This is a genomic window from Novosphingobium tardum, assembly GCF_042652045.1.
In the GTDB taxonomy this organism is placed as follows: domain Bacteria; phylum Pseudomonadota; class Alphaproteobacteria; order Sphingomonadales; family Sphingomonadaceae; genus Novosphingobium; species Novosphingobium tardum.
Genome location: NZ_JBHSDR010000003.1, coordinates 398,536 through 424,380 on the forward strand (window position 1 = coordinate 398,536; position 25,845 = coordinate 424,380).

At 68.1% G+C, this 25,845-nt stretch carries 25 protein-coding genes and 1 tRNA gene; 17 read left to right on the forward strand and 9 right to left on the reverse strand.

The window, feature by feature from the left end; all coding sequences use genetic code 11:
• The first annotated feature begins 84 nt into the window (after positions 1-84).
• Together ACFO0A_RS02015 and ACFO0A_RS02020 are read left to right on the forward strand one after the other, a co-directional pair.
• On the forward strand, positions 85-1,221 hold the full coding sequence (locus ACFO0A_RS02015) for a CDP-alcohol phosphatidyltransferase family protein (RefSeq protein WP_379537309.1): 1,137 nt from the start codon (positions 85-87) through the stop codon (positions 1,219-1,221).
• 4 nt (positions 1,222-1,225) lie between these two features.
• Positions 1,226-1,663, forward strand: a complete 438-nt coding sequence (locus ACFO0A_RS02020; RefSeq protein WP_379537310.1) for an HIT family protein — start codon at positions 1,226-1,228, stop codon at positions 1,661-1,663.
• Here ACFO0A_RS02020 and ACFO0A_RS02025 read toward each other — a convergent pair.
• Positions 1,660-2,397, reverse strand: a complete 738-nt coding sequence (locus tag ACFO0A_RS02025) for a phosphocholine cytidylyltransferase family protein (RefSeq protein ID WP_379537311.1) — start codon at positions 2,395-2,397, stop codon at positions 1,660-1,662. The genes ACFO0A_RS02020 and ACFO0A_RS02025 overlap by 4 nt on opposite strands.
• Before the next feature lie 95 nt (positions 2,398-2,492).
• Here ACFO0A_RS02025 and ACFO0A_RS02030 point away from each other — a divergent pair, with 95 nt between their 5' ends.
• Both ACFO0A_RS02030 and ACFO0A_RS02035 read left to right on the forward strand, forming a co-directional pair.
• A complete protein-coding gene (locus ACFO0A_RS02030; RefSeq protein ID WP_379537312.1) occupies positions 2,493-3,917 on the forward strand; it encodes a lipopolysaccharide biosynthesis protein in 1,425 nt (474 codons plus the stop codon).
• Complete coding sequence (locus ACFO0A_RS02035) at positions 3,910-4,806, forward strand: CDP-alcohol phosphatidyltransferase family protein (protein ID WP_379537313.1); 897 nt, start codon at positions 3,910-3,912, stop codon at positions 4,804-4,806. The genes ACFO0A_RS02030 and ACFO0A_RS02035 overlap by 8 nt, the downstream gene beginning before the upstream one ends.
• Here ACFO0A_RS02035 and ACFO0A_RS02040 read toward each other — a convergent pair.
• Positions 4,803-5,621, reverse strand: coding sequence for a transglutaminase-like domain-containing protein (locus ACFO0A_RS02040; protein ID WP_379537314.1), 819 nt, complete (start codon positions 5,619-5,621; stop codon positions 4,803-4,805). The two genes, ACFO0A_RS02035 and ACFO0A_RS02040, sit on opposite strands and share 4 nt — an antisense overlap.
• A 28-nt stretch (positions 5,622-5,649) precedes the next feature.
• Positions 5,650-6,558 carry a transglutaminase family protein gene (locus ACFO0A_RS02045; RefSeq protein WP_379537315.1) on the reverse strand — a complete coding sequence of 303 codons (909 nt, stop codon included), beginning with the start codon at positions 6,556-6,558 and terminating at the stop codon, positions 5,650-5,652.
• 100 nt (positions 6,559-6,658) lie between these two features.
• Between ACFO0A_RS02045 and ACFO0A_RS02050 the strand changes: the two genes are divergently transcribed.
• Positions 6,659-7,432 (forward strand): N-formylglutamate amidohydrolase, encoded by a 774-nt coding sequence (locus tag ACFO0A_RS02050; protein WP_379537316.1) that lies wholly within the window; start codon positions 6,659-6,661, stop codon positions 7,430-7,432.
• Here ACFO0A_RS02050 and ACFO0A_RS02055 read toward each other — a convergent pair.
• The 4 genes from ACFO0A_RS02055 to ACFO0A_RS02070 form a co-directional block, all read right to left on the reverse strand.
• Positions 7,429-8,937: an acetyl-CoA acetyltransferase gene (locus ACFO0A_RS02055; protein ID WP_379537317.1), complete on the reverse strand. Its 1,509-nt coding sequence runs from the start codon at positions 8,935-8,937 to the stop codon at positions 7,429-7,431. The two genes, ACFO0A_RS02050 and ACFO0A_RS02055, sit on opposite strands and share 4 nt — an antisense overlap.
• 68 nt (positions 8,938-9,005) lie before the next feature.
• The gene (locus tag ACFO0A_RS02060) at positions 9,006-9,683 is read right to left on the reverse strand and encodes a spermidine synthase (RefSeq protein WP_379537318.1); all 678 of its coding nucleotides are present in this window, start codon (positions 9,681-9,683) and stop codon (positions 9,006-9,008) included.
• A 49-nt stretch (positions 9,684-9,732) separates the two neighbouring features.
• Positions 9,733-11,004: an MgtC/SapB family protein gene (locus tag ACFO0A_RS02065; RefSeq protein WP_379537319.1), complete on the reverse strand. Its 1,272-nt coding sequence runs from the start codon at positions 11,002-11,004 to the stop codon at positions 9,733-9,735.
• 95 nt (positions 11,005-11,099) lie between these two features.
• Positions 11,100-11,176 (reverse strand) — tRNA-Arg (locus ACFO0A_RS02070).
• Positions 11,177-11,288: 112 nt separating this feature from the next.
• On the opposite strand from ACFO0A_RS02070, the gene ACFO0A_RS02075 reads away from it, so the two are divergent.
• Both ACFO0A_RS02075 and ACFO0A_RS02080 read left to right on the forward strand, forming a co-directional pair.
• Positions 11,289-11,693, forward strand: coding sequence for a hypothetical protein (locus ACFO0A_RS02075; RefSeq protein WP_379537320.1), 405 nt, complete (start codon positions 11,289-11,291; stop codon positions 11,691-11,693).
• A gap of 66 nt (positions 11,694-11,759) precedes the next feature.
• A complete protein-coding gene (locus ACFO0A_RS02080) occupies positions 11,760-12,296 on the forward strand; it encodes an MmcB family DNA repair protein (protein ID WP_379537321.1) in 537 nt (178 codons plus the stop codon).
• A 10-nt stretch (positions 12,297-12,306) separates the two neighbouring features.
• On the opposite strand, the gene ACFO0A_RS02085 is transcribed toward ACFO0A_RS02080, so the two are convergent.
• A complete protein-coding gene (locus ACFO0A_RS02085) occupies positions 12,307-13,620 on the reverse strand; it encodes a M20/M25/M40 family metallo-hydrolase (protein WP_379537322.1) in 1,314 nt (437 codons plus the stop codon).
• A gap of 305 nt (positions 13,621-13,925) precedes the next feature.
• Between ACFO0A_RS02085 and ACFO0A_RS02090 the strand changes: the two genes are divergently transcribed.
• From ACFO0A_RS02090 to ACFO0A_RS02130, 9 genes are all read left to right on the forward strand, one after another.
• The gene (locus tag ACFO0A_RS02090; RefSeq protein WP_379537323.1) at positions 13,926-15,566 is read left to right on the forward strand and encodes a DEAD/DEAH box helicase; all 1,641 of its coding nucleotides are present in this window, start codon (positions 13,926-13,928) and stop codon (positions 15,564-15,566) included.
• A 105-nt stretch (positions 15,567-15,671) separates the two neighbouring features.
• Entirely contained in the window at positions 15,672-16,394 is a 723-nt protein-coding gene (locus ACFO0A_RS02095; protein ID WP_379537324.1) for a sterol desaturase family protein, read from the forward strand.
• Positions 16,391-16,822, forward strand: coding sequence for a DUF2141 domain-containing protein (locus tag ACFO0A_RS02100; RefSeq protein ID WP_379537325.1), 432 nt, complete (start codon positions 16,391-16,393; stop codon positions 16,820-16,822). The genes ACFO0A_RS02095 and ACFO0A_RS02100 overlap by 4 nt, the downstream gene beginning before the upstream one ends.
• Positions 16,823-18,082 carry an MFS transporter gene (locus ACFO0A_RS02105; protein ID WP_379537326.1) on the forward strand — a complete coding sequence of 420 codons (1,260 nt, stop codon included), beginning with the start codon at positions 16,823-16,825 and terminating at the stop codon, positions 18,080-18,082.
• A gap of 134 nt (positions 18,083-18,216) precedes the next feature.
• Complete coding sequence (locus ACFO0A_RS02110; protein WP_379537327.1) at positions 18,217-19,704, forward strand: PAS domain-containing protein; 1,488 nt, start codon at positions 18,217-18,219, stop codon at positions 19,702-19,704.
• 98 nt (positions 19,705-19,802) lie between these two features.
• On the forward strand, positions 19,803-20,771 hold the full coding sequence (locus ACFO0A_RS02115; protein ID WP_379537328.1) for an alpha/beta hydrolase: 969 nt from the start codon (positions 19,803-19,805) through the stop codon (positions 20,769-20,771).
• Between the two features lie 8 nt (positions 20,772-20,779).
• On the forward strand, positions 20,780-22,150 hold the full coding sequence (locus tag ACFO0A_RS02120) for a M48 family metalloprotease (protein ID WP_379537329.1): 1,371 nt from the start codon (positions 20,780-20,782) through the stop codon (positions 22,148-22,150).
• Between the two features lie 13 nt (positions 22,151-22,163).
• Positions 22,164-22,937, forward strand: a complete 774-nt coding sequence (locus tag ACFO0A_RS02125) for a DsbA family protein (RefSeq protein ID WP_379537330.1) — start codon at positions 22,164-22,166, stop codon at positions 22,935-22,937.
• Positions 22,934-23,917 carry a M48 family metalloprotease gene (locus tag ACFO0A_RS02130; RefSeq protein ID WP_379537331.1) on the forward strand — a complete coding sequence of 328 codons (984 nt, stop codon included), beginning with the start codon at positions 22,934-22,936 and terminating at the stop codon, positions 23,915-23,917. The genes ACFO0A_RS02125 and ACFO0A_RS02130 overlap by 4 nt, the downstream gene beginning before the upstream one ends.
• A gap of 12 nt (positions 23,918-23,929) precedes the next feature.
• On the opposite strand, the gene ACFO0A_RS02135 is transcribed toward ACFO0A_RS02130, so the two are convergent.
• Positions 23,930-24,550 (reverse strand): HD domain-containing protein, encoded by a 621-nt coding sequence (locus tag ACFO0A_RS02135; RefSeq protein WP_379537332.1) that lies wholly within the window; start codon positions 24,548-24,550, stop codon positions 23,930-23,932.
• A gap of 94 nt (positions 24,551-24,644) precedes the next feature.
• Here ACFO0A_RS02135 and ACFO0A_RS02140 point away from each other — a divergent pair, with 94 nt between their 5' ends.
• Complete coding sequence (locus tag ACFO0A_RS02140; RefSeq protein ID WP_379537333.1) at positions 24,645-25,838, forward strand: sensor histidine kinase; 1,194 nt, start codon at positions 24,645-24,647, stop codon at positions 25,836-25,838.
• Positions 25,839-25,845: the final 7 nt, after the last annotated feature.

The following is a 25,845-nucleotide window of genomic DNA, read 5'->3' on the forward strand; positions in this document are numbered from 1 at the left end:
TGTTACCGCTATGTTGCAGTGCAGCAACAACTTCCGTGTCGCGCATTGCCTTGCGCGCCTTGCCCTCTTACGGCTGAACGGAACATGCACGCTCCCCTTGCTCCCGCGATCGTCGAAAGCGCCGGCGCCAATCCGGTCCGCCTGTGGGGTCTTGCACCCGAGGAACGCACGCGCCGGGTCGCAGCGGCGGCAGGCCTGGCCTTCGGAACGGCGGATGTGGCGGGCGACCATCGCATCCTCGCTAACGCCGCGTTCGCTTTTGATCCCGCCTGGCTCCGCCATGTGGCCGGGCAGCCGGGGATGGTCCTGACGGTGGGAGGCGTTCCTGCCCTGGGCCACGCGCGCGACGCCCGCGAGGCAGCGCTCCTGCGCGAGGCGATGGTGAGAGGGCAGGCCCTGGGTTCAGGCAGCGGGCTTGCCCTGACCGCGCTCGAGGACGGGCCCACGATCGAGAACAAGCAGCTGCGCAAGCGCGAGACGCCGTTCCTGCTGCCGCTCAGGGCCGACACCGTTCGCCAGGTCGAACGCGCCAGCTACTTCGGCGCGTACAAGGGCGTGACCGACCTTCTCACCAAGTATCTCTGGCCCGAATGGGCGCTGATTCTGACCCGGATCGCGGCGCGGTTCGGGATCACCCCCAACATGGTCACCGCGCTTGGCGCGGCGCTGTGCGTGGCGGCGACGTTCGCCTTTGCCGATGGCCGCTACTGGCTGGGCATGGCGCTGGGACTGGGGTTCATGGTGCTCGACACGGTGGACGGAAAGTTGGCCCGGTGCACCATCACCTCTTCGTGGTGGGGCAATATCTTCGACCACGGCCTCGACATCGTGCATCCCCCGTTCTGGTGGTGGTTCTGGGGCACCGGCCTTGCCCATTGGGGCCTGGCCTACGACGACGCCACGTTCTGGTGGGTGCAGGCCGCGATCCAGGGCGGCTACATCGTCCAGCGGTTCATCGAGGGCGCTTTCATGCGCCTGTACGGCATGCACATCCACGTATGGCGGCGGATCGACAGCCGGTTCCGGCTGATCACCGCGCGCCGCAATCCGAACATGGTCATCCTGTTCGCCTCGACTTTGCTGGCTCGCCCGGATGTCGGCCTGATCGCCGTGGCGTGGTGGACGGTGCTGAGCTGCGCGTTCCACGCGGTGCGGCTGGTGCAGGCGCTGGCCCGGTCACGACGGGGCTTGCCAATCACCTCGTGGCTGGCCGAAGGGTAGGCCCATGAACGCGACGATCGAGAAGTTCGGCTGGCCCGGGACTCTGGTGCGCGAATGGGACCACTGGGTGCTGCTTGCCCGACCCTCGCAGCCGACATTGGGAAGCGTGATCCTTGCCGCCAAGGGCGAGGCGACGGCGTTCGGCGCCCTTCCGGCAGGCGCCCATGCCGAGCTGGCGACCATCACACCAGCGCTCGAAGGCGCGCTTTCCCGGGCGGTCGATTACGGCCGTATCAATTACCTGATGCTGATGATGGTCGACCCATACGTTCACTTCCACGTGATCCCGCGATACGAGGGCACACGCGAATGGAACGGGCGCGAATTCGTCGACATCGGTTGGCCGAAGGTGCCGGACCTGGGCCACGCCATCGCGCTTGAGGGCGAGGAGCTCGCCGGACTGGTGGAGTGGCTGAAGGGCTTCTTCCCCGCCGGGTCCTAGCTCCAGCTATCGGTCAGCGCCCGCGCGATCTCGATGTCGTTGAGGAAATCGACCTCGGCCCAGCGCATTCCCTCGATCGAGACCGTCCCGACCTTACCCGAAGGCGCAAGGCTGTCGATCACCTTGAGATACCAGTGCTGGACCCCTTCGGGGGTGCGCATCGCTGCGCGAACCGCGTCGCGGAACATCGCCGCGCCTTCGCCCCGGAAGGCCAGGAAGCCGATCGATTCGGCATTGCTCTGTTCGGCAGTCAGCGTCTTGCCGATCCGTTCCAGCCGTCCACCGGCGGCGCGGGTCACCTTCATGTCGTCGCTGTCGTAGTCGGGCTTCACATCCACGGTGACCGCGATGGGCCAGTCGCCGCCCTGCTGCACCCGCGCGACGATGTCCTCGCCTACCAGGGTATCTCCATTGAGGATCAGGAAGTCGCCGGCCATCGCCTCGCGCGCGATCCAGCAGGACCCCAGGTTGTCGGCGACCTTGTAGAACGGATTGAAATGCCGTGTGATCGTCACCCGGTCGTCGCGCAGCGCGTCGAGTTCGGCATCGACGAGGTCGGTCATGAACCCGGTCACGACGTCAATCCGCCGGACCCCGCCGCGCGCCAGCATCTCGATCTGCCAGGCGAGCAGCGAGCGGCCCGAAAAGTCGATCAGGCACTTCGGACGTTCGGCGGTCAGCGGCAACATGCGGCTGCCTTGGCCGGCGCTGAGCAGGATGGCGTGTTCGATCATCGCAGCGCCTCTAGTTGGCAAACCCGCCGGCCGCAATGTCGCGGCCTTGGCGCAGCGCTTGCGCGCGGGGGCGGCCTCGTTCAAATGCAGGTGCGATGCCTGCCGGTCGCGCCCGTTCCAAGACTGCCCCCGGCCCGCACGATCCCGGTGCGCGGGCCCAGTCGCCCATTGCCCGCATGCTGGCCAACACCGCCTGGCTGCTGGGAGGCAAGGGTTTCGGCGCAATCTGCGGGATCGCCTATCTCGCGATCCTGACGCGTTCGCTGGGGCTGAAGGGCTTCGGCCACTTTTCCCTGATCTTCGGCACCTCGCAGGCGCTCGTCGCGTTGGCCGGCTTCCAGACCTGGCGCGTCGTCGTGCGCTATGGCGCGGCCCATGTCCACGCCGGCGACTGGCGCGGGTTCGGCCAGCTCGGCATGTTGTGCGGGATGATCGACGCAGCCGGCGCCGCCGTTGGCTGCGTCCTTTCGGGCGTGGTGATCTACGGTTTCGGAGACATGCTGGGGATCAACCCCGGCTATCGCGACCTCGCATTCCTGTTCAACTGCGCGATGCTATGGGCGCTGGTTTCGGCGCCTACCGGCATCGTTCGCGCGCTCGACCGGTTCGACATGGCGGTCTACGTCGAGGCGCTGGTCCCGATCGGCCGGCTCGGCGCTGCGATCGCGATCTCGCTGACCGGGCCGACCGTCGGCCGGTTCCTGTTCGCCTGGGCCGTCGTCGATCTGCTAGAGGCGGCGTGCTACTGGGCGATGGCGCGTTGGCTCTGCCCGAAGGCAGTGCGCCTGCGCCATGCGCGCAACTGGCGCCAGGCGCTACGCGACAACCCCGGGATCGAGCGGTTCTTTGCCATAACCTACGCCGGCGCGACGCTCGACGCCGCGATGCGTAGCGGGCCGCTGCTCGCGGTCGGCGGCCTCGTGGGGACGAAAGCGGCAGGCCTTTACCGCCTCTCGAACCAGGTCAGCCAGGCGATGAGCAAGCTGTCCACACTGCTGACGCGCGCCGTCTATGCCGAGGTCAATCGCGCCCGCGTTGCCGCCGAAGCCGGAGAGTTCCGCCGCCTTGCCCGCCAGACGAGCATTGTCGCGGCGGCGGCCGGCGCGGCGGTCGTCGCGCTCGCCGTGGCCATCGGCAAGCCGATCCTGATCCTGCTGGGAGGCGAGGATTTCGCCCGCGGCTACCCAATCCTCGTCCCGCTGACCGTGGCGGCGGCGTTCGACCTTGCCAGCGTCGCGTTCGAACCGGTGCTTCATTCCACCGGTCACGCTCAGTACTCGCTCGCCGCGCGGCTGATGGCGGTCGTGGTTATGGCGGCCACGCTGGTGTTGACGATCGAACCTTACGGCGCGGTCGGCGCGGCGTGGGCGGTGGCGGCCGGCGGGCTGGTCAGCTATCTTGCGATGGGCATCATGGCGCGGCGCACGCTTCACGCAGTGTCGCGCGCATCGGGCACGGACAGCCGCGGGGGAGCAGACGCAACGCTCGACGAGACGATGGGGGACCAGCCGCGTGACTGAAGCCAAAGCCGAGCTGAAGGGGGTGCGAACCGTGCCGCAGCGGCCGATCCGCCCGCGCGAGCTGGAAGATCCGCTCAACTACCATGTCTATCATCCCTTGGCCTGGCAACTGGCCCGGCTGCTGGCCCGCACCCCGCTCACGCCCAACATGGTGTCGGTGGCGGGAGGGATCACCGTGGTCATCGCCGGAATCTGCTACACCGAGCTTGCCTGGCCAGTTTCTGCCCTGCTCGGCATGGCGCTGCACATGGCGTGGCACGTGATCGACGGGGCCGACGGCGACCTTGCGCGGATGACCGGACGCACCAGCCCCCGCGGCGAGATGATCGACGGGCTATGCGACTATTCCAGCCACATCGTGCTCTACATCCTGCTTGCGATGTTTCTCGAGGGGCAGATCGGCTGGATCGCCTGGCCCATCGCGATCCTGGCGGGCGTCGCGCACGCGATCCAGTCGAACCATGTCGAGGCGCAGCGCCGGTTCTATCTCTACTGGATCTACGGCAAGCCCTGGCTCAACAACCAGCGCGGCGATACCGGCGGCCTATTCGGCTGGCTGGTAACGCAATACCTGCGCGTCGCCGCCGGAATGACGCCCCACGCGCTTCAGATCGATGCCGCAATCACCGCTGCAAAGGGCGATCCGGCGCGGCTGGAGACATTGCGGGCACCGATCCGCGCCGAAGCGGGACGGCTCCTTAAGATCGAGAAGATGCTCGGGCCCAACCAGCGCGCGATCGTCCTGGGTGCCGCGATGTTCCTCACCAACAGCCCCCTGGCATATTTCGCATTTGGCGGCTTGTGGCTGACCGCGCTGCTGGCGTTCTCGGTCGCTGCGCACAATGCCGCCGCGCGGCGGATTGCGGAGCGGGTCGCGGCGCTCGCCTAGGACGGGACTGCTTCAACCTCGTCGGCGTGAACGTCGAAGCGGACGAGTTCGGCATTGCCGAACGCTGTCGTGAGCGCGGTGTCGGCGGCATCGCGCCCGATTGCCATCAGGATGCGCCCGATGCGCGGGCGGTTGTGGCGCGCATCGAACGCGTACCATTCGCCGCCGAGATAGACCTCGAACCAGGCGGAGAAATCCATCGGCGCATCGACCGGCGGAATTCCGATGTCGCCGAGGTAGCCGGTGCAATAGCGGGCGGGGATGTTCATGCAGCGGCACAGCGCGACTGCCAGGTGGGCATAGTCGCGGCAGACGCCGACCTGTTCCTGAAAGCCGCGCCAGGCCGTGCGGCGATTGTCGGCGTGGGGATAGCCGAACTCGACGTGGCCGTGCACGAAATCGACGATCGCCTGGACCCGCGCCCAGCCCAGCGCCGTGTTGCCGAAAAGGCTCCACGCCGTGTCGAGCAGGAGGTCGGTTTCGCAATAGCGACTGGCGAGCAGGAACGGCAGGACTTCGTTGGGCAGTTCCTCGACCGGATGCTGGACGGCGTCCGGCACGACGCGGTCGGGCTGGCCGCCATCCTCGATCACGAAGTCGCACGACAGAGTGACCCCGCCCGGCGGCACGGTGAAGCGGGTGCAAACGTTGCCGAACGCATCCTCGAAATCGAACGCCGGCACATCGGGCGCTAGCGCGATGCGATGCGGAGTGCGCAGGTCAAATGCCCGCTCCGGGCGGATGCTCAACAGCGCGAGCATCGGCGTCGGCACTTCGGCGTTGAAGGAAATGTCGTAGCCGGCACGGATCAGCATGAGGGGGCTTTCTGGGAGGGCAGGGGGATCACAGGCGTAGCGCCGTTACAGAAGAGGCGTGGGAATGTTCGGCCAGACGCACGTCGACCGAGACATCCATGTCGATGAAGCTTCCTGGGGGGCCGATGTAGGTCCCCGAGATGGGAACCGCCTGGTAGATGTCGCGGGCAATGGCGACGCGGATCAGGCCGCGGTTGCCGACGATCCCGTTGGTCGGGTCGAATTCGATCCAGCCGGTGCCGGGAAGGTAGACCCGGACCCAGGCATGAGTGTTGCCCCCGCCGCGGCGCCGCTCGCCTGCGCTCGGGGAATAGAGGTAGCCCGAGCAGAACCGCGCAGCGAGGCCGAGGGCGCGCACCGCCTCGATCATCAGGGTGGCGAAATCCCGACAGGTGCCGCGCCCGCGCGCGAGCGTCTCGAGCGGTGACTGGGTGCCCTTTTCGGGCCGCCCGACGTAAGTGAACTCCTGGCGGATGGTCCGGGTCATCGCGGTCAACATGCCCAGCGTGTCGTTCCCGCCCGGCGCCTCGACGAAGCGCCGCGCCCATTCATCGACCACGCGCAACGGGTCGAGATGCTGGCGCTCGATCGAACGCAGCAGATCGGGCATCTCCTCGGATGAATATGTGAAGGGATAGGACCGGGCATATTCCTCGATCGCGATCCGGTCGGATTCGGCGGGATCGTGGTGAAGCCGGCAGTGGCTCTCGAAGCGGAGCTCCGACGCGCGCGAGCCGAAAGTTGCAACCGCGACCGAATTGCCGAAGACATCCTGCAGCCACCGCACGCTTTGCGGCTCGGGCGTGATCGAAAGGCTGGCGTCGACCAGGTGCTGGTCGTAGCTCTCGCGAGGGCGGACCATGATCCGGTGCTCGCCGAACGCTACCGGCTGGCGGTAGCGATAGGTCGTCACGTGGGAGAGTTCGAGCAGTGGCATCGTCGGTTTCGGAAGCGTTGGACCCGTTGGCGAAAGCTGCGGAGAAAGGGACGACCTGTTCCGGGAGCTGGGCGGCAAGGACATTGCGGGGAGGGCTGACATGAGCGCAGGCGTACGCCTGCTGGGCCCGGACGACCCGGCCCCCTGCATCGTCCTTAACCCAGCTGGCGCGTCATCGTTCCTGCTGGTGGCCGATCACGCCGGCTGCGCGGTGCCGTCGGGGCTGGGCGACCTGGGGCTGGAAGCGCAGGATTTTGCGCGACACATCGCCGTGGACATCGGTGTCGCGGCGTTGGGCGAGGCTCTGAGCGCACGGCTCGACGCCACGCTGCTGCGCCAGCACTATTCGCGCCTGGTCATCGACTGCAACCGCGACCCGGCACGAGCCGACGCAATTCCCCCGGTCAGCGACGGGACCCCCATCCCTGCCAACGCCTCGCTTTCCCCGGAAGGCCGGGCTGCGCGGATCGAGGAAATCCACGCGCCCTATCATGCCGCCATTGCCGCGGCGCTGGGACAGCGTGATGCGCTGGGGCGCAGGACCATCGTGGTCGCGCTTCACAGCTTTACGCCGCGGATGAACGGGTTCGACCGACCGTGGCATGCCGGCCTGCTCTATGATCGGGGCGACACGCGCTTTGCCCACGCGGTGCTGGCGCGGCTGTCGGCGGCGATCGACGCGCCGGTCGGCGACAACGAACCCTATGCGATGGACGGTATCGACTACACCGTGCCGCACCATTGCTACCCGGCAGACCGCCTCTACGCCGAGCTCGAGATCCGCCAGGACCTGCTCGGTTCGCCCGAAGGGGTTGCGCAATGGGCTGAGCGGCTGGCAGGCGTGCTCACCGCGGCAGCGGGCGATCTGGTCTAGAGCGCGCGAACCCAAATGCGGTCGTCGCCCTCGGCAACGATCCGTCCGGGCGTGCCCAACGGCTCACGCTTGCCGTCGACGAGGAAGGCAATCGTTTCGGCATCGCTGGCCGGAACTCGGGCAAGGGTGCGGCGGTCGTCGGCGGTTCGCGCGACGATCACGCCCCACTTCACACTGCCGTCGCGCGCATAAAGCACGGTATAACTCTCGATGACGGCAGCTCCTTCGTAGTCCTCGACCAGCGGCGGCACCGGTCGGCGCATCGCGTCGGCCTCGGCCTGAAAGTCGAAGTCCTGCGGCAGCGCAGTCCGGGGCAGCGGAGCGCGCGAGACGACCAGCGAGTGGTTGTGCGTGGCAAAGCCGCCATTGGCGAACAGCAGGCCCTTGGCCTCAGGCCGGTCGCGGCGCAGGGCAAGGACCATCTCGGCCACCGCATGGCTCATGTAGTTTCCGATCGGGCCGCCGCCGAACGTCAGCCCCCCGAATACCGTGGCCGGACGGTCGAGGGGCCAGTCAAGCACCCGCCGTGCCATCTTGGGGACGCAGGGAAAGCAACTGTACAGCTCGACATGATCGAGATCGGCAGCGGAAAGGCCATTGAGCTCCATCGTCCGCGAGATCGAGACCGTCATTCCGGCCGAGGCGTCGTAGCGATCGCGCGACAGGATATCGTCGGGCTCATGCGCAGCCGCGCCCATCCCGACATAGACCAGGCGCTCTTCGGGAACGCCGCGCCGGCGCGCCTCGCCAAGGCTCGTCACGAGAAACCCCGCGCCTTGGTTGACTGACGAGTTTGCGACCATGAACTTGGTATAGGGATGCGCGATGGGCCGGTTCGCAGCCGTCGGCTCGATCACCTCTTCGGCCGTCACCGGCTTGTGAATCCACGCGGCCGGAACGCGGTCGGCGACTTGCGACATCAGCGCCCAGATCGTGCCGCTTTCGGCCTGGGCCTGCTCCAGCGACTGACCCCAGGCCGCGCGGCAGCCGTTCTCGTAGAGCGGATAGACGTCGACCGGCGCCGAGAGGCCATACCTGGCGCGCCAGCCGGGGGTCTTGCGATGCGGCGCGTTGCGCACCGCGTGATCGGCCGAAACCTGAGTCCCTGCCGCCAGTGCCGCGCGCTGGGCTGCGGTCCTCAGCGCCTCGCCGCCGGTCACAGCCGCGATGGTCGATTGACCCGCGGCGATGCGGTTCGCGGCCTCGTGCAGCAGACGCACGGGGCTGTCGCCCATCGGCGCAGGAGTCTGCTCGCAGTGGCGCGGTGCGGCACCGATGGCCCAGGCCACCTTATCGGCAAGCGGGTTGGTGTCGCGGAACGCGATCTGGTCGACCACCGCCAGCGCATCGCAGTCCGCCAGCCAGCCGCCGCCCGCGTCCTCGTCCGCCGCGCGCAGCGCCGCGACCATCAGCGCCAGCGAATCGAGCCCCTGCGCAGGATCGGCCGGGCGGTCGTTGACCTGGCCGACGCCGACGATGACAGGGATGCGTTCGGGGTCGGTCATGGCATTGCTCTCCTGCTCGCGGCCCGGTCCTTTGGCACGATCCGCGCGGTCGCCCAAGTCCCCTTGCGTCAGGTTCCGCGCGGCGTGGCGAACCAGATCACGTGGCGCGGGCCCTTGCCGTTGCTGCGCGCCGCGACCGTCGCTTCTTCGACCACGAACCCTGCGTCAGCGATCCGGCGGGCAAAGACCTTGTCGGGCGCCGCCGACCAGACCGCGAGAACCCCGCCGGGACGCAGCGCGCGGCGCGCGGCGGCCAACCCCTCGCGCGAATAGAGCCGGTCGTTGGCCGCACGACACAGGCCGTCGGGCCCGTTGTCGACATCCAGCAGGATCGCGTCGAAGCCGGCGGTGGTGCGGCCGATCACCGCCGCGACATCTCGGATTTCCACGGTGACGCGCGAATCTTCGAGGCAGCCTTGCGCCACTTCAGCCATCGGTCCCCGGGCCCATTCCACGATTTCGGGAACGAGTTCGGCCACCGTCGCCCGCCCACTGGGTCCCAGCCGGGCCAGTGCGGCGCGCAAGGTGAAGCCCATGCCATAGCCGCCGATCAGGAGGTGCGGGGCAGGGCGGCCGGCCAGCCGGTCGCAGGCCATCGTCGCCAGCCGCTCTTCCGATCCGCTCATCCGCGTGCTCATCAGCTCGCTGCGGTCGAGATCGATGATGAAGTCGCGGTCGTGGCGAAACAGGCGCAGTTCACCGCCGCCGGGGACTTGCGCGGTGCCGATCAGTTCACGGGCGATCATGCGGGCTGGCCTTCAGGAGAATGCGGGCGGGAAGCCGAAGCGGCGCCTTCTAAAGCTGAAGAAGGTGCCAGGCCAGTGTCGCCAGCAACACCAGCAGGCTGCTCGTCAGCCCGATCGCCGCCCTTCGTCCCCGCGCCCGCGCGTTGGCGAGGACGATGCCGATCTTGAACGCCATGTTGACCGCGACGGTCCCGCCCAGCGCCACCGCGGCAACGTGGATGTCGATCGCCCCGGCGGGCAGGCCGGCGAACGTGACCGTGGCGGCATCGACATCGAAGCTTCCCGCGATGAACAGCGACCAGGCCGCGCCGGCCTCCCCGAAAGCGGACTGGGCCCAACGCACAAGCAGCGATGCCGCTGCGACCGCTGCCAGGAAACCCAGCGCGGGAATCAGCTCGAACGGCTTCGACCCCGAGTGGCCGTCCTTCGCCTTGCCAGTTTCCTCGCCCCGCCAGATCAGCGCGGCAGACAGCCACGCCACGACCGCCCCGGGGCTGATCACGGCTGCCAGCGGCAGTGCCAGTTCCGGCGCGAGGATCGAGGCCAGCGCAAGAACGCGCAGGTACATGACCGCGGTGGCCAGCGCGATGCCGGTTGCAAAAGGCCCGGGCTCGCCGTCGTTCAACCGGGCCGACAGCGCCGCGGTGACCGCGGTCGAGGAATAGGCGCCGCCGATGATGGCGGTGGCGATCGTCCCGCGGCTCTCGCCGAACAGGCGGTTGGCGACGTAGCCGGCGATGGAGAATCCGGTCACGAAGACCACGACGAGCCACAGGTTGAAAGGATTCCAGGCCTGGTAGGGGCCGTATTGGGAATCTGGCAGGAACGGGAGGACGGCGGCGGAGATCACCGCGAAGCGCGCGATGGCCTGGACCTCGTCCTCGTTCAGCGACTGGAGGAAGCCGTGCGCCTGGTTGCGCGTGGCCAGCACCAGCGTAGTTATCGCCGCCCCGGCCACCGCGACCGCGGGATAGCCCGCCCCCGCCACCAGGCCCAGGGCAAGGGCGATCATCGCCGACACCCCCGTGGTCGCGTCGCGCCGCGCCGGATCGGCGGGTCCGCGCAGGAACGCGGCGCCAAGAAGCACCATGATTCCCGCGAGAACCACCGCGGCGACCGCCACCCCGACCGCCTGGGCGACCACTGCGACCAGCCCGCCGAGCCCACCGAGCAAGGTGAAGGTGCGAACCCCTGCAACCCGCGCGCCATCGGGCTCGCCGCGCTGGCGCCAGCCGCGCTCGATCCCGATCAGCAGCCCGACCGCGAGCGCCGCCATCAGCGACAGCGCGAGCGACGGCTCAAGCAAGCTTCCCTGCGCCATGATCCTCCCGAAGCAACCGCTCTCGGCATAGGCCCACGATGGCCACGCGCGCAAATCGCTCCGCATCGATGCGGGCCTGGACGCGGTTGAAGGGGTGGCGCACCCGACAGGATTCGAACCTGTGACCTCTGCCTTCGGAGGGCAGCGCTCTATCCAGCTGAGCTACGGGTGCCTGGGCGAAAGCGCCTAGCAGCGGGTCCGGCTGCTTGCCAGCGGGAAAATTGCTGGCGATTTCCCTGCGCGGATTAGCATTTTGGCAAGCCTGTTGCGGCTAGCACGAGTCGATGACCGTCGCGCCCTCCTCTCCCGCTCTGGCCCACAGCGCCGCGCTGCGTGCGCCGGCCGATCCCAACCGCATCGGGCCGCTGGCCCGCAAATGGGCGGTCCTGCACCGCGCCGCGGGGATCGTGACGCTGCTCGCCGGGCTCGAGGCCGAACCGCGACATATCGAAGTCCGCCGATTTCCCGCCGCGATTCGCGATACGGGCGGTTGGCGCCGCGATCTGGCCGAACAGGGCGTGTCGGATCTGGCCGCGATCATGGAGCCAGGCCTTGCCGCGCTTCTTTCGCTCCATGCCCGCGGCGCGCCGACACAGGCACCTGCCCGCGCCCTGTGGGGCGAGTTCACCCGCGCCCGGGCCGGTCTTCTGGCGTTGCTTCCCCCTACGCAGGCCGCTTCTGCCGCCTGACACGCCGGGCGCTTGCCACCACTGCCGTCCTTGCGCAGTTCCTGATCTGTTCCTAAGACTTGGCCGATGGCCGAATCAACCGCGCTCTCCGATCCGTTCGAAGACGGATCCACTCCCGTCGCCGCCTTTGCCGTGCGCGCGGAAGAGCGCGCGGCGCTGGCGGTTGCGCGAGGGATCTGCCGCCTTTTCGCGCGCAACGACATCTGGTGCATCGCCGAAATGCCGCTGCGCTCGAATCGTCGCGCCGACCTGATGGGGATCGACGCAAAGGGTCGCCTCGTGATCGTGGAGATCAAGGTCAGCCGCGCCGACCTCATCGGCGACGCGAAGTGGCCCGACTACCTCGACCATTGCGACCGGTTCTATTGGGGTCTGCCGCCGCAGCTCGACCGCGCGTGCCTCGAAGGCGAAGGCTTCATGCCCGATCGTTGCGGAGTGATCGTGGCCGACGGCTACGACGCCGAGATCGTCCGCCCGGCCCCATCGCTCATCCTCAATGCCGCGCGCCGCAAGGCCGAGATTGAGCGGCTGGCCCGCGCCAGTTTGCGCCGCCAGCTGGTCGGCGCCGACCCGCACTGCGCGCCGTGGGGCGGCGAACGGTAACAGATCCGGATTAGGGCTTCTCTGCGGCCAGCCGGCTCATCAGCAGGGCGGCGCGCTTGGCCTGCGTAAAGATGCTTGGGATATCCACGGTTTCGCCGGGCGTATGATCGCCTTCGCTTACCGGGCCGAGCCCCGCCAGGCTGTCGACATCGGCTGCCACGAAGCTGATGTCTCCGGCGCCTCGCTTCAGCGGGTCGAGTTCGCCCATGGCGGCGAGGCCTAGCGTTGCATTCACGCCGTTGAGGCGGGCCAACAGCGCCCGGTTGCCCGCGGTGGGCGCCATCGGCGGATACTTGTCCTCGAATTCGAACACCGCCTTCGTGCCATTGAGCGAGGTTGCCGCGATCGCCTGCATCCTGGCGACGGTGGCTGCGATCTGGGTGCCGCTTAGTGCGCGCAGGTCGCCGCGTGCTATCGCCTGCGCGGGAATGATGTTGGTCTTGCCGGTCGCCTCGGCATGCGCGCCGTCGGGCGCGAGTGCGGCGGTGGCCCCGCCGGCGACCAGTCCTACGTTGTAGGTGAGGTTGGGCTGCGGCAGCTCCTGGCGATAGGCGGCGAGGATGCGGGCCAGTTCGTAGATCGCGCCGTCGCCCGCGAACTGAGAGAACACGCCGCTGCTGTGTCCGCTCCGTGCGGTGACGGTAAGCGTCCAGTTGCCGGCGGAGCGCCGCGCGACCGAACCCATGTCGCGCCCGTCCTCCCGCGCCAGTCCTTCGAAATCGAGCGCCACGTCGGCCCGCCTGCCCGCCGCGACGAGGTCGGCGCGCGAGGCCGAGATGGGAAGGCCCGCCTCTTCCTCGTCGCCCGTGAGGATGACCTCGATGTTGGCCTTCTTCAGCGTTCCTGCCGCCTGCATCGCGCGCAGCGCCGCGATCATCACGACATCGCCGCCCTTGTCGTCGCTCACGCCGGGCCCCTTCGCGTGGGTTTCGTCCACTCGCTCGAACTTCTGGAAGGGTGAATCCGGCTCGAACACCGTATCGAGGTGGCCGATCAGCAGGATCCGCTTTGCGCCCTTGCGACCGGCGTGCGTCGCGACGAGGTGACCCGCCCGGGCCACGGCGTCCTGCTGCACCCAGCGCACCTTGAAGCCCAGCGCCTCGAACTCCGGCCGGATCAGCTCGCAGGTTGCGCGCACGCCCGACAGGTTCTGGGTCCCGCTGTTCTGGTTCACCAGCCGTTCGAGCAGCGCAACGGTGCGCGGCTGCTCGGCATCGACGGTCGCTGTCATCGTGCGCTCCGCGGCAGTGGGCGGCGCGGCCGCGGCGGAAAGCGGTGCGGCGGCGAGAGCCGTCAGGAGGGCGAGCAATGGAGCGCGGATCATCTCCGTCCTATCCGCAACCCCGCCTTTTGGCACAAGCCCCAACCGCCATCGACCGCGGCCGCGCAATTTTCTTGCTTTTTGCTGCAACGCAACCTAGATGCCGCTCCAGCAATCGGCGCACGGGCCTTGTCCCGGCGCAGTCTGAGCAGCGTGAGGTCCCCGTCTCAACGGGTGAACCCGCTCCGACTTACGGTCGCCGTACCGCTGGAAGCTTCCTTCTTCACGCAGGGTCGCATCGAACGACACCTTGCCTCGTGCTGCGAGCTTAATGGGCCGCGCGCGCCGCATTCCTTGAAAGAATACTCATGTCCTATTTTTCCGACCTTGGTCTCGCCGAGCCCATTCTCCGCGCGCTCGCCACCAAGGGCTATAACGATCCCACCCCGATCCAGCGCCAGGCGATTCCCGCCCTGCTGCAGGGTCGCGATCTCTTGGGCATCGCCCAGACCGGGACCGGCAAGACCGCCGCGTTCTCGCTGCCTTCGCTCCACCGCCTCGCCGCCAATCCCCAGCCGCGCAAGAACGCCGCCTGCCGGATGCTCGTGCTTTCGCCGACGCGCGAACTGGCCGCGCAGATCGCCGACAACATGCGCGGCTATGCGAAGAACCTCGACCTTTCGGTCCAGTGCATCTTCGGCGGCGTCCCGGTGGGCAAGCAGGCCCGCGCGCTGGTAGGCGGCACCGACATTCTCGTCGCCACGCCGGGCCGTCTGCTCGACCTCATCGACCAGCGCGCGCTGACGCTGCGCCATGTCGAGATCTTCGTGCTCGACGAAGCCGACCAGATGATGGACCTCGGCTTCATCGTTCCCCTGAAGCGCGTGGCCGCGATGCTCCCCAAGGAGCGCCAGAGCCTGTTCTTCTCGGCGACGATGCCCAAGGCCATTGCCGATCTAGGCCGCCAGTTCATCAACAACCCTGTCCGCGTCGAAGTGACCCCGCAGGCGAGCACCGCCGAACGCGTTGAGCAGTTCGTCACCTTCGTGAACCAGGCCGAAAAACAGGCGCTGCTCTCGCTCAAGCTGCGCGCCGGCCTTGCCGACAACGCGATCGAGCGGGCGCTGGTGTTCACCCGGACCAAGCATGGCGCCGACCGCGTTGTCCGCCATCTGGCGGCGGCGGGGGTCAAGGCCGCCGCGATCCACGGCAACAAGAGCCAGGCCCAGCGCACCGCCGCACTTCAGGCATTCCGCCAGGGCGCGACCCCGGTGCTGGTCGCGACCGACATCGCGGCACGCGGCATCGACGTCACCGGCGTCAGCCACGTATTCAACTACGAGATGCCGAATGTGGCCGAGCAATACGTCCACCGCATCGGCCGCACTGCGCGCGCCGGGGCCGACGGCATCGCGCTGAGCTTCGTCGCGCCTGACGAGAAGCCCTACATGCGCGACATCGAGAAGCTGACCGGCGTCACGTTGATGCCGCTGCCGCTGCCCGAGGACTTCCAGAAGGAAGCGGCGAAGCTGCCCGCGGCATCGCGCCACAATCCCGGCAGCGAAAACGGCCGCCGCGAACATGCTCCGCGCGGTAACGCCTATGGCCGCCGCGAGGATACCAGCCGGGGCCGTCACGGCGCCGGCCGCAACGAGGGACACGGCGACCGGCGCAATGATGGCCGGGGCGACGGGCGCAACGAATCGCGCGGCAAGCCCCGCGAAGGCGGCGTCGATCCTCGCCAGGGCCGTCCCGAGCATCGCAACCCGCCGATCGGCACCGGCTCCAGCTATCGTCCCGACGCCCGCGCCGACCAGCGCCCCGATCGGGTCGTGCGAACCGAGGCGCGGACTGATCCGCGGCGCGAGGGCGGCAACGGCCCGCGCGCCGACAAGCAGGCCGAACGTCCTGCTGGCGGCGAACCGCGCCAGAAGCGCCGGTTCCGTCCGGGCGGCGGCGGCCAGGGCGGTGGCGGAGGCGGGCGCAATCCCGTCCGCCGCGCGAGCTGAGCAGGCCGATCAAGACAAACTTTAAACCCTGTCCTACACGACAGGGCCTTGGCATAGGGGACGGGCGATGATGCGCCCGTCCCCTTTCCTTTATCCGGTGCCGCGATGAGCGCGGCTCTGTTTCCAGCCGCCCTCGCGGCACTGGCGATGACGGCGATCGTCGCGCTGCGCTATCTTGCCGCCAGCGGAGCCTTCGCCTTCGCCACGCGCCGGGTACGTCCCGGGCTCTACAACGGCATGGCCCCCCAGATCCGGCGCGAGATCGGCTGGAGCCTCGCCTCGGCGGCGATCTATGGCATTCCGGCGGGCATTGTCGCCTGGGGTTGGCAGAACCGCGGCTGGACGCTGATCTATTCCGATCCGGCGGCGCGGCCGCTTTGGTGGATGCCGCTGTCGCTGGCCGCCTATCTCCTCGCGCACGACACCTGGTTCTACTGGACCCACCGCTGGATGCACCGGCCACGCGCCTTTCGCCTAGCCCATGCGGTGCACCACGCCAGCCGCCCGCCGACGGCGTGGGCGGCGATGAGCTTTCATCCGATCGAGGCGCTGACCGGCGCGGTAGTGATCCCGGCGCTCGTCTTCCTCATTCCGATTCACGTCGCCGTGCTCGGTCTCGTGCTGGCGATAATGACCGTGATGGGTGTGACCAATCACATGGGCTGGGAGCTTTTCCCACGCCGCCTCGTTCATTCGCGGGTCGGTGAGTGGCTGATAACGGCCAGCCATCATCAGCGGCATCACGAGCGTTATTCATGCAACTACGGCCTTTATTTCCGTCACTGGGACCGGCTCTGCGGCACCGATCGGGGGATCGGCACACTATGAGAGCCGCGCTTGCGATCTGCGCCGCGCTGTTCTGTTCGGCGGCCACCACGCCTGTCCCATCGACCGACGTCACCGTGGAAGTCACCGGCATGCGTTCGACCAAGGGCTATATCCAGGCCTGCTTGACCCCGAACCCCGCGCATTTTCCCGATTGCCGCAACGATCCCGCGGCGCGCCGGCTGACCGTTCCGGCAACGGCGGCGGAACTGCGGTTTCCAACCGTTGCCCCGGGCCGCTACGCGATCGCGCTGCTCCATGACGAGAACGGCAACGGCAAGGCCGACATGACGCTGATGATCCCACGCGAGGGTTTCGGCTTTTCGCGCAACGCCGCGGTGCGGTTCGGGCCGCCCAAGTTCGGCAGCGCCGCGTTCACCGTGCCGGGCGCAGGCGCGGCGGAGGCGATCCGCATGCGCTACCTGCTCTAGATGACGGCGAGCGCCCCGGCGGCGTCAGGTGGCGGAGGGGCGCTCGCCCCGTTCAGGTATCCGGCGTTCCGCGCGATCTGGGTCGCGATGCTGTTCTCTTCGATCGGTTCGATGATCCAGTCGGTCGGGGCGGCGTGGCTGATGACCGACCTCACCCGCAGCCACCAGCTCATCGCGCTGGTTCAGGCTTCGGCGACGATCCCGATCCTCCTCTTGGGCGTGTTCGCGGGGGCGATCGCCGACAATTACGACCGTCGCCGGGTGATGCTTCTGGCCCAGGCAGGGATGCTGGCGGCCTCGGCACTGCTTGCCCTGCTGAGTTGGCTGGGCATGATCGGGCCGCTGTCGCTTCTCGCCCTGACCCTTGCTGTCGGCCTGGGAACCGCGCTCAACGGACCGGCGTGGCAGGCCTCGGTCCGGCTTCAGGTCGGGCCGGCGGACCTGCCCCAGGCCATCGCGCTCAATTCGATATCATTCAATCTGGCGCGCAGCGTCGGCCCAGCGCTGGGTGGCCTGCTGATCTCGCTGTGGAACATCAGCCTCGCCTTCGCGCTGAACGCGGCCAGCTTCATCGGGATGATCGTGGTTCTTTTCCGCTGGCAGCCGCCCCGCGCGGAGGCGGGGGAGCGGGCGCGCGAGCCGATGCTGGCCGCCATCCGGCGCGGCATCCGCTTTTGCGCGGCATCGATCCCGATTCGCCGCGTGCTGCTGCGCGGGCTGCTGTTCGGCTTCGGCGCGGCGGGCAGCCAGGCGCTGATGCCGGTCGTCGCGCGCGACCAGCTTCACGGGACCGAAATCTCCTATGGCCTGATGCTGGGCGCATTCGGCATCGGTTCAATCGTGACCGCGCTGTGGGTCGGTAAGGCCCGCCGCCGCTGGGGCAGCGAGGCGGTCGTCTCGGTCGCCACGGTGGCATTTGCGGCGAACACGTTCCTACTGGGCAATGCGTCCACCCTTCCTGTCGCCATGGGGGCCCTGTTCCTGGGCGGCGCGGGCTGGGTCGCGGCGATGACCAGCCTCAACGTCGCGATGCAGCTGCGCTCGCCCGACGCGATCCTGGGGCGCTGCCTGTCGATCTACCAGGCGGTGACCTTCGGCGGCATGGCGGTCGGCGCCTATGCCTGGGGTGCGGTGGCCGACTGGCGCGGGTTGGGCTTTGCCTTGCACGCCACAACGGTCTGGCTGATCGCGACCCTGGCTTTGCGGATTATCGCCCCGATGCCCCGCCGTGACGAAGGCCGGGTCGACCCCGCTACCTGAGCTAACCACCGGGTTAACCACTGGGGCGCGCCGCTGGCGGCCCGGGCCGCGGCGCAAAGTCTGGCGCTACTTAACCGTTAATTTACCATGTCGCGCCAAAACGCGGGTCAGTCAGGTTTGAAGGACTTGGGGCAATGGATACTTATCGCGGCATCTACGGCGGGCGCTCGGACACCGACGACCACCAGAGCTACGATTATTCGGCGGACAGCGGCACCGACACGGCGCCCGCGGCGATCGGCCAGGACGAGCGCCGGATGCAGGTTCGTGCCTACAACCACTGGGCCGGGATGCTGGGCGATCGCACTTTCCCGGCGATCGAGGATCTCGTGCCCGCCGAACTGCCCGATTTCGGGCCCAATTCGGTCCTGCTCGACTTTACCGGCGGAATAGAGAACCCGGCGATCCAGTTCCTCGGCGAGAAGCTGGGGATCGAATGCGGCGCGCAGGGCGAGCACATTCGCAATCTCGACGATGTCCCCAGCCGCTCGCTGCTGTCGCGCATCACCGACCATTACATGCAGATCATCGCCAACCAGGCGCCGATCGGGTTCGAGGCGGAGTTCGTCAACCAGCGCGGCAAGGCCATCGCCTATCGCGGTATCCTGCTGCCCTTCTCCAGTGACAACGACACGATCGATTTCATTCTCGGCGTGATCAACTGGAAGGAACTCGCCGACCAGCAGGCCACCGACGAGCTGATGCTCGAGATCGACCAGGCGCTTGAGCCGGTCGCCGAACCGGTCGCGCAGCTCAAGATGCCGCTGACCGATTGGGCCGACGGTCCGGCTTCGCACGACGACGAGGACGGCGACGATCCGGCGATACTCGACCTCAGCCTCGATCCGCACGCGATGCTTGCCGACGAGGACGACGGCCTTGCCTGGCCCGAGCCGCGATTCGGCGCGGACAGCGCGATGCCGTTCGCCAACGGCGATCCCTTCGCCGCGGCTGCGGAGGCGCTGGAGCGCGCCGCCGCTGAGGCCCTTGAGCCGGTCGACGAAACGGAAGCGGCGGACATGGGACTTGCCGACTGGCTCGCGTCGGCACGCGAGATGGCGCAGGCGGCGCGGAGCAGCGAGGACCGCACCCGCGGCGCGCTCTACGCCGCGATCGGCCGGGCTTACGACTTCTCCATTGCGGCGACCGAGGAACCCGAGGAGTTCCGCGAACTGATCGAGGACGCCGGGCTTGCGGTGCAGGACCGTGCTCCGTTGACCCCGGTGGTCAAGCTGGTCTTCGGGGTCGATTACGACAAGACCCGCCTGACCGAATACGCCGCCGCGCTCGGCCATGCCCAGCGCATTGGCCTGCCGCGCGGCGCGCTCGCCAATTACCTGATCGAGGCGCCCGGCGGGCTCAAGGGCGTGGTCCAGGCCGAACGCCGGCTGCGCAAGGAACAGGCCGGCAAGACGGTCGATCCGGCGGATACCGCGCGCGAAAAGTTGGCCCGCAAGCTGCGTGCCCTGCCCACGCTCGACTTTGCCGATCTGCCCGCCGATGGCGCGGAATTCGCGGTGCTGATCGCGCGGCGCATGGATGACGGCAGCGTTGTCCTGGTCGGCGAAGTACCCGACGACGTCGCCCTGCTCGAACGCGCGGCGCGCCGCCTGATCGGCTGACCCGGACCCCGTCGCACTGCCGAAAGCATTGCGCGACGAGCCCGTTTTTCCCGGTTATACAGCGCCCGATGAGGCAGGCCGGGACGAAGCGCAGACGCATGGGTTGGCTTGGCTGGTCTTTCACCGCGATCCTCGGCATCGCGGCCCTGCTCGCGGTGCTGGCGGCCTGGGCGACCCGCAACGATGCGGTTGCATTGCTCGACGGGGTGGACGCCCTGTTCCCCCGCGACCGTACCGCCAGGCTCGTCGAAGCCGCGCACTATGGCCCCGATCCGGCGCAGAAGCTCGAGATGTTCGTGCCGTCCGGCGCGGCGCCCGCCGCCGGCTGGCCGCTGATCGCGTTCTACCACGGCGGCGGCTGGCATAACGGCGATCCGCACAGCTACCGCTTCATCGCGCGCACCTTCGCCGACCGTGGCTATGCCGTCGCGCTGATCGGCTACCGCCTGAACCAGGGGGGCCGTTATCCGGCCATGCTGGAGGACAGCGCGGGCGGGCTGAAGTGGGCGATGGACCATGCCGCCCGGCACCGGATAGACCCCTCTCGCACGATCGTGATGGGTCATTCCGCGGGCGCCTACAATGCGGTGATGCTGGCGCTCGATGCCCGCTGGACAAGCGCCGCCGGCCTGCCCGCTAACGCAATCAAGGGCGCGGTCGGACTTGCCGGACCCTACGATTTCTATCCGTGGACCAGCGATTCCGCTCGCGATGCCATGGGACACTGGCCCAATCCGCGCGAAACGCTGCCGATCGCCTATGCGCGCCGCGATGCGCCTCCGCTGCTGCTGGTGGCCGGCACCGCAGACACGCTCGTCCGCCCGCGCAACAGCCGCGCGCTGGCGGCGGCGATGGCGGCTCTCGGCAAGCCGGCCGAACTCGCGCTGATCGACGGGATGGGACATAACGGGCTCGTCATCACCCTGGCCCGCCCTTTCGGGGCTTTCGACCACCGCGTGCGCGATGCCTTGCTGCCGTTTCTGGCGGCCCAAACCGGGGCTGCCGGCGCCGCTGCCAAGCCTGCTTCAACACCGGCTTCAGCCGCGGTTCAGGCCCCGGCGGCATAGCCCGGGACATGCGCCGCATCTCCCGCTTCGTCGCTTCGCAGCTTGCCGTTCTGGCTGCGGTCACCATGGCCGTGACGCCCGCCGCCGCTCAGTCGGTGCTGCGCGATGCGGAAACCGAGGCGCTTCTGCACGACATGGCGACGCCGCTGGTCGCCGCGACCGGGCTGGACCCCAAGAACGTCGATGTCGTGCTGGTCAACGATCCGTCGATCAACGCCTTCGTCGTCGGCGGGCAGGCGGTCTATCTCAACAGCGGCCTGATCGGCGAGGCGGACACCGCCAACGAAGTCCAGGGCGTGATCGCGCACGAGCTTGGCCATGTCACCGGCGGCCATGCGATCGGCGACGGCGGCTCCAGGACGGCGACCGGGATCACCCTGCTCAGCCTGCTGCTTGGCGCGGCGGCGGCCGCGGTCGGGGGTGGTGCCGCGGCGATGGGCATCATTGGCGCGGGACAACAGGCCGCGCTGGGCAAGTACCTCGCGTTCAGCCGCGGACAGGAATCGTCCGCCGACGCCGCCGGCGCGAGCTTTCTTGCGAAGGCCGGCATTTCGGGGCGCGGCTCGGTCGAGTTCTTCAAGAAGCTGCAGAACCTGGAATTCCGCTATGGCTACAGCTCGCGCGATCCCGAAGCGCAGTTCTACAACACGCACCCTTCCTCGTCGGACCGCATCGCGACGCTGACCGATGTCTATGAGAAGGATCCGGCATGGAACAAGCCCAACGATCCGGCAATCGAGGCGCGGTTCCAGCGGATCAAGGCAAAGCTTTACGGCTACCTTGCCGAACCGGCCGAGACGCTTAAATCCTACCCTGAATATGTCCAGACCGTGCCCGCGCGGTATGCCCGCGCCTATGCCTATCACAAGGAAGCATACATCGACCGCGCGGTCGCCGAGGTCGATAAGCTTCTCGCCGACGCCCCCAACGATCCTTACTTTCTCGAGCTCAAGGGCCAGATGCTGCTCGAGGCGGGCAAGCCGCAGCAGGCGCTGGAGCCGCTGCGCCAAGCGACCCGGATCACCAACAACCAGCCGCTGATCGCCACGACCTTCGGACACGCCCTGATCGCGACCGAGGACAAGGCCAACTTCGCTGAGGCCGAGCGCGTGCTGAAAGCCGCAGTCAGCCGCGACCGCGAGAACCCCGATGCCTGGTACCAGCTCGGCGTGGTCTACGAGGCCAAGGGCGACCTTCCGCGCGCCAAGCTGGCAAGTGCCGAGCAGCAAGTGATGAGCCGCCAGCTTCCCGAAGCACTGCGCAGCGCCCTCGCCGCCGAGGCCGGGCTGCCAAAGGGCACGTCCGACTGGCTGCGCGCGCAGGACATCGCATTCCAGGCCCGCGCCGAGATCGAGAGCCAGGACAAGAAGAAGCGTTGAGGGGGAACGGGGCATGAGCGACGGAGAGCCGCGGACGATGCACCGCCTTGCCCCGCGGGTATGGCTGGTGGCGGCGGGTCTCGCCTGCGCCGCGGCCGGTGTGGCCGGCGGCTGGTGGTGGGCCAACCGCGCGGCAGTTTCCACCCTCAGCGCTCAGCAGCGGGTCGCGATGGAAACCGTGGTGCGCGACTACATCCTCGCCCATCCCGAAATCCTCCCCGAGGCGATCGAACGGCTGCGCAGCCGCAGCGCGTCCGAACAGGTCAACGCGCTGCGCGGACCCATCGAGAATGCCTTTCCGGGCGCGGTTCTCGGCAATCCGCAAGGCAAGGTCACGCTGGTCGAGTTCACCGATTATGCCTGCGGGTTCTGTCGCCAGAGCGTGGCCGACGTTCACGCCCTGATCGACGCGCATCCCGATCTCAAGGTGGTCGTCCGCGAGCTTCCGATCCTCAGCGAAGCGAGCGGCGTTGCCGCGCGCATGGCGCTCGCCGCCGCGCGGCAGGGCCGCTACGCCGCCTTCCACGATGCGATGTACGCGGGAGGGCGCCCCGATCCGCAGACCATCGAAAGCGCCGCGCGCAGCGCCGGGCTCGACATGGCCAAGGCCAAGGCATTCGCCCAGAGCGCCGAGGCCGAAGCCGAAGTGCGCAAGAACATGCAGCTCGCCACCCAGCTCCAGGTCCAGGGTACTCCGGCCTGGGTCATCGGAAACCAGGTCATGGTCGGCGCGGTGGGCCGCGACCAGCTCGAGCGCGCGATCAGCGAGGCGCGCAACCCGGCATGATCGCCCGGGCAATGCTGGGATTGGCGCTGATTGCCGGCGCGTTGGCCAGTCCGGTCGCTGCCGCCCCGGCCCCGCCCGCGGCAAGTGCAGCGCTGCGGCCTGCGCTCGATGCCCTGCAGGCGCTCGACACGCGGGTGCAGTCGGTCGGGTGGAAGCTGGCCGCGGGCAATGCCCGCTGGTGCGCCCGGCCAGTCCCGGCGATCGGCTTGCAATTGTTCGACGCCGCCAGCTTTGGCGATCCGGGTGCAGTCCGGGCAGCCCTGGCGCTTCCCGGCGACATAGCGGTTGAAGCGGTTGCCGACGGCTCTCCCGCGGGGAGCGCGGGCCTGTCGCCGCATCTTCCCGTCAGCGCGATCGCCGGCAAGCCGACCGAACCCGCGGGCGCACCGCCGCTACGTTCGGCCTATGCGCGCCTCGTTGCCCTGCACGATGCCATCGACGCGGCGCTTGTGGCCACCAATTCGGTCACGCTGGCCGTCGGCTCGGGCGCCGCCACGCGCACGGTGACGATTACGGGGCAGCCCGTCTGCGCCAGCCGGTTCGAGATGCTGACCGAGGACAACCACGCCGCCGCTGACGGCACGAGGGTGGTGGTGAGCCGCAAGCTGGTGGAATTCCTCCCGGCGGACGACGAACTCGCCGCGCTGCTTGCCCACGAACTGGCGCACAACATCCTTGGCCACCGCGCGCGGCTTGACGCCAGCGGCCGAAGCTGGGGCAACATCCTGGCGACCGAGCGCGAGGCCGACCGCCTGTCGGTATGGCTGTTGGCCGCCGCCGGTTATGACCCGGAGGCCGCGCTGCGGTTCATGGCGCGCTGGGGGCCGGCGAACGACAACGGGATTTTCTCCACCCCCGATCACGATCGCTGGAAGACCCGGATTGAGCGCATGACGCGCGAGATCGCGGCGCTGCGCACGGCTGTCGCCGCCGATCCCGCGCACGAGGTTAACTGGCCGCGCGACTTCGCGCGCGGCTAGATCAGCCGTTCGTCAGGCGGCCTCGTCGCGGACGAAGGTCTTGGGCAGCGGCTTGGCCATGACCCGGCGGACCATGGGTTCGAAGAACTCGAGCGGCTCGCTCTTGTAATCAGGGTCGAACGCCGCCTGATCGTACTTCTGGCAGAACTCAGCGCAGGCGTCGAAATAGGGGCTGCCCCGGAACTGCTCGCGCAACTCGCGGTCCATCCCCAGGAAGTGGAAGTAGTAGTAGCCCTGGAATGCGCCGTGATGCTGGCAGATCCAGTGAACTTCCTCGGTCACGAAAGGCTTGATGATCGCCGCCGCGACCTCAGGATGGTTGTAGGTCCCCAGCGTGTCGCCCATGTCATGGAGCAACGCCATCACGACATAGGCCTCGTCGCGCCCGTCGCGATGCGCGCGAGTCGCCGTTTGCAGCGAATGTTCGAGGCGGCAGATGGGGAAACCCCCGAAATCGCCGTCGAGCAGCTTGAGGTGGGTCAGCACCCGGTCGGGCAGATCCTTCGCGAAAGCCATGTAATCGCGGCTGATGATCGCCCAGTCCTCGCGCGTTCCGTTTTCCATCGCGGTAAAGCGGGCGCGTTCCTCGATCGCGTGTTCGGTTTCCGCGGCGATCTCGCTGACGTTGTCCATCGCATCTCTCTCCTGTGCCCCCGCAGGCTAACCCAAAGGCGCGGCTCGCGCAAAACCTTCTCGCCGGCCGGGAAAGGCGCTAAGCGGTTCGACCATGGCGATGTTGCCGTTCAGACCAACGCCGTTCTTCGGCAACAAGAACCGCGCGTTCTGGCAGCTTCAGGCGGCCGGCTGGGGCGGGGCGATGGTGCTGCGCGCGCTGTCGAGCCTGGCCAACGCACAGCCCTTGTCGTTCCTCGTCCTCGTGCTGATCGCCTCGATCACGGGGTTTTCGATCTCGCTGATTCTGGCGGTGATCTACCGCGCGCTGATCAGCCGAACGCCGCTCGTCACATGGGGCGTGACCGCGATTGTCCTGGCGCTCGCGGTCAGCCTCTACGCCTTCATCGACAGCTGGGTGATCAGCCTTTACCGGCCCAACAGCGATTCCGGATTTGCCCAGCTCTTCCTGGGGGTATTCTACCTCGACCTCACGCTGCTCGGGGCATGGTCGGCGCTCTATTACGCGATCAACTTCTTCCTTCAGGTGGAGGAACAGAACGACCAGCTCTTGCGGCTTGAGGCGCAGGCGACCAGCGCGCAGCTCGCGATGCTGCGCTACCAGCTCAATCCGCACTTCCTGTTCAACACGCTCAATTCCATCTCGACGCTGGTCCTGCTCAAGCAGACCGAGCCTGCCAACGCGATGCTCAGCCGGTTGTCGTCCTTCCTGCGCTATACCCTGGTGAACGAACCTTCGGGCCGGGTGACCGTGGCGCAGGAGGTCGAGACCCTGAAGCTCTACCTCGATATCGAGCGGATGCGGTTCGAGGAGCGGCTGCGCACCGAATTCCGCATCGATCCCGAAGTGTCGGATGCGCTGCTGCCGTCGCTGCTGCTCCAGCCGCTGGTCGAGAACGCGATCAAGTACGCCGTCACCCCGCTGGAGGAGGGCGCGCAGATCACGGTCGCCGCGCAACTCGTCGGCCCCATGCTTCGCGTCACCGTCTCCGATACCGGACCGGGATTGCAAAACGGCCCCGACCCCACAAGACTCGGCAACCGCAGGCTCGACGCGTCGACATTCGACGCTGGCGATCCGGTTTCGACGGGAGTGGGACTTGGCAATATCCGGGATCGCCTGGCGCAGGCCTATGGCGAGAACCAGCGCTTCGAGATCCAGGACGCGCCCGAAGGCGGGTTCGCGGTGCTGATCGAGCTGCCGTTCGAGGAACGGGCGAGTCCCGCCGGGGCGCGCACCGCCGATGTCACCTCGGGCGCGCCCCCTCGCCTCGCCGCTGCGGGGTAACCGCCGT

Excerpts from the sequence above, each read along its gene's own strand:
- ACFO0A_RS02120 (WP_379537329.1), top strand. The coding sequence starts at position 20,780 with ATGCGCCGCATCTCCCGCTTCGTCGCTTCGCAGCTTGCCGTTCTGGCT.
- ACFO0A_RS02100 (WP_379537325.1), top strand. The coding sequence starts at position 16,391 with ATGAGAGCCGCGCTTGCGATCTGCGCCGCGCTGTTCTGTTCGGCGGCC.
- ACFO0A_RS02115 (WP_379537328.1), top strand. The coding sequence starts at position 19,803 with ATGGGTTGGCTTGGCTGGTCTTTCACCGCGATCCTCGGCATCGCGGCC.
- ACFO0A_RS02085 (WP_379537322.1), bottom strand. The coding sequence starts at position 13,620 with ATGATCCGCGCTCCATTGCTCGCCCTCCTGACGGCTCTCGCCGCCGCA.
- ACFO0A_RS02075 (WP_379537320.1), top strand. The coding sequence starts at position 11,289 with ATGACCGTCGCGCCCTCCTCTCCCGCTCTGGCCCACAGCGCCGCGCTG.
- ACFO0A_RS02065 (WP_379537319.1), bottom strand. The coding sequence starts at position 11,004 with ATGGCGCAGGGAAGCTTGCTTGAGCCGTCGCTCGCGCTGTCGCTGATG.
- ACFO0A_RS02020 (WP_379537310.1), top strand. The coding sequence starts at position 1,226 with ATGAACGCGACGATCGAGAAGTTCGGCTGGCCCGGGACTCTGGTGCGC.
- ACFO0A_RS02050 (WP_379537316.1), top strand. The coding sequence starts at position 6,659 with ATGAGCGCAGGCGTACGCCTGCTGGGCCCGGACGACCCGGCCCCCTGC.
- ACFO0A_RS02135 (WP_379537332.1), bottom strand. The coding sequence starts at position 24,550 with ATGGACAACGTCAGCGAGATCGCCGCGGAAACCGAACACGCGATCGAG.
- ACFO0A_RS02060 (WP_379537318.1), bottom strand. The coding sequence starts at position 9,683 with ATGATCGCCCGTGAACTGATCGGCACCGCGCAAGTCCCCGGCGGCGGT.
- ACFO0A_RS02015 (WP_379537309.1), top strand. The coding sequence starts at position 85 with ATGCACGCTCCCCTTGCTCCCGCGATCGTCGAAAGCGCCGGCGCCAAT.
- ACFO0A_RS02125 (WP_379537330.1), top strand. The coding sequence starts at position 22,164 with ATGAGCGACGGAGAGCCGCGGACGATGCACCGCCTTGCCCCGCGGGTA.
- ACFO0A_RS02110 (WP_379537327.1), top strand. The coding sequence starts at position 18,217 with ATGGATACTTATCGCGGCATCTACGGCGGGCGCTCGGACACCGACGAC.
- ACFO0A_RS02025 (WP_379537311.1), bottom strand. The coding sequence starts at position 2,397 with ATGATCGAACACGCCATCCTGCTCAGCGCCGGCCAAGGCAGCCGCATG.
- ACFO0A_RS02080 (WP_379537321.1), top strand. The coding sequence starts at position 11,760 with ATGGCCGAATCAACCGCGCTCTCCGATCCGTTCGAAGACGGATCCACT.
- ACFO0A_RS02040 (WP_379537314.1), bottom strand. The coding sequence starts at position 5,621 with ATGCTGATCCGTGCCGGCTACGACATTTCCTTCAACGCCGAAGTGCCG.
- ACFO0A_RS02105 (WP_379537326.1), top strand. The coding sequence starts at position 16,823 with ATGACGGCGAGCGCCCCGGCGGCGTCAGGTGGCGGAGGGGCGCTCGCC.
- ACFO0A_RS02095 (WP_379537324.1), top strand. The coding sequence starts at position 15,672 with ATGAGCGCGGCTCTGTTTCCAGCCGCCCTCGCGGCACTGGCGATGACG.
- ACFO0A_RS02030 (WP_379537312.1), top strand. The coding sequence starts at position 2,493 with ATGCCTGCCGGTCGCGCCCGTTCCAAGACTGCCCCCGGCCCGCACGAT.
- ACFO0A_RS02045 (WP_379537315.1), bottom strand. The coding sequence starts at position 6,558 with ATGCCACTGCTCGAACTCTCCCACGTGACGACCTATCGCTACCGCCAG.
- ACFO0A_RS02090 (WP_379537323.1), top strand. The coding sequence starts at position 13,926 with ATGTCCTATTTTTCCGACCTTGGTCTCGCCGAGCCCATTCTCCGCGCG.
- ACFO0A_RS02130 (WP_379537331.1), top strand. The coding sequence starts at position 22,934 with ATGATCGCCCGGGCAATGCTGGGATTGGCGCTGATTGCCGGCGCGTTG.
- ACFO0A_RS02055 (WP_379537317.1), bottom strand. The coding sequence starts at position 8,937 with ATGACCGACCCCGAACGCATCCCTGTCATCGTCGGCGTCGGCCAGGTC.
- ACFO0A_RS02140 (WP_379537333.1), top strand. The coding sequence starts at position 24,645 with ATGGCGATGTTGCCGTTCAGACCAACGCCGTTCTTCGGCAACAAGAAC.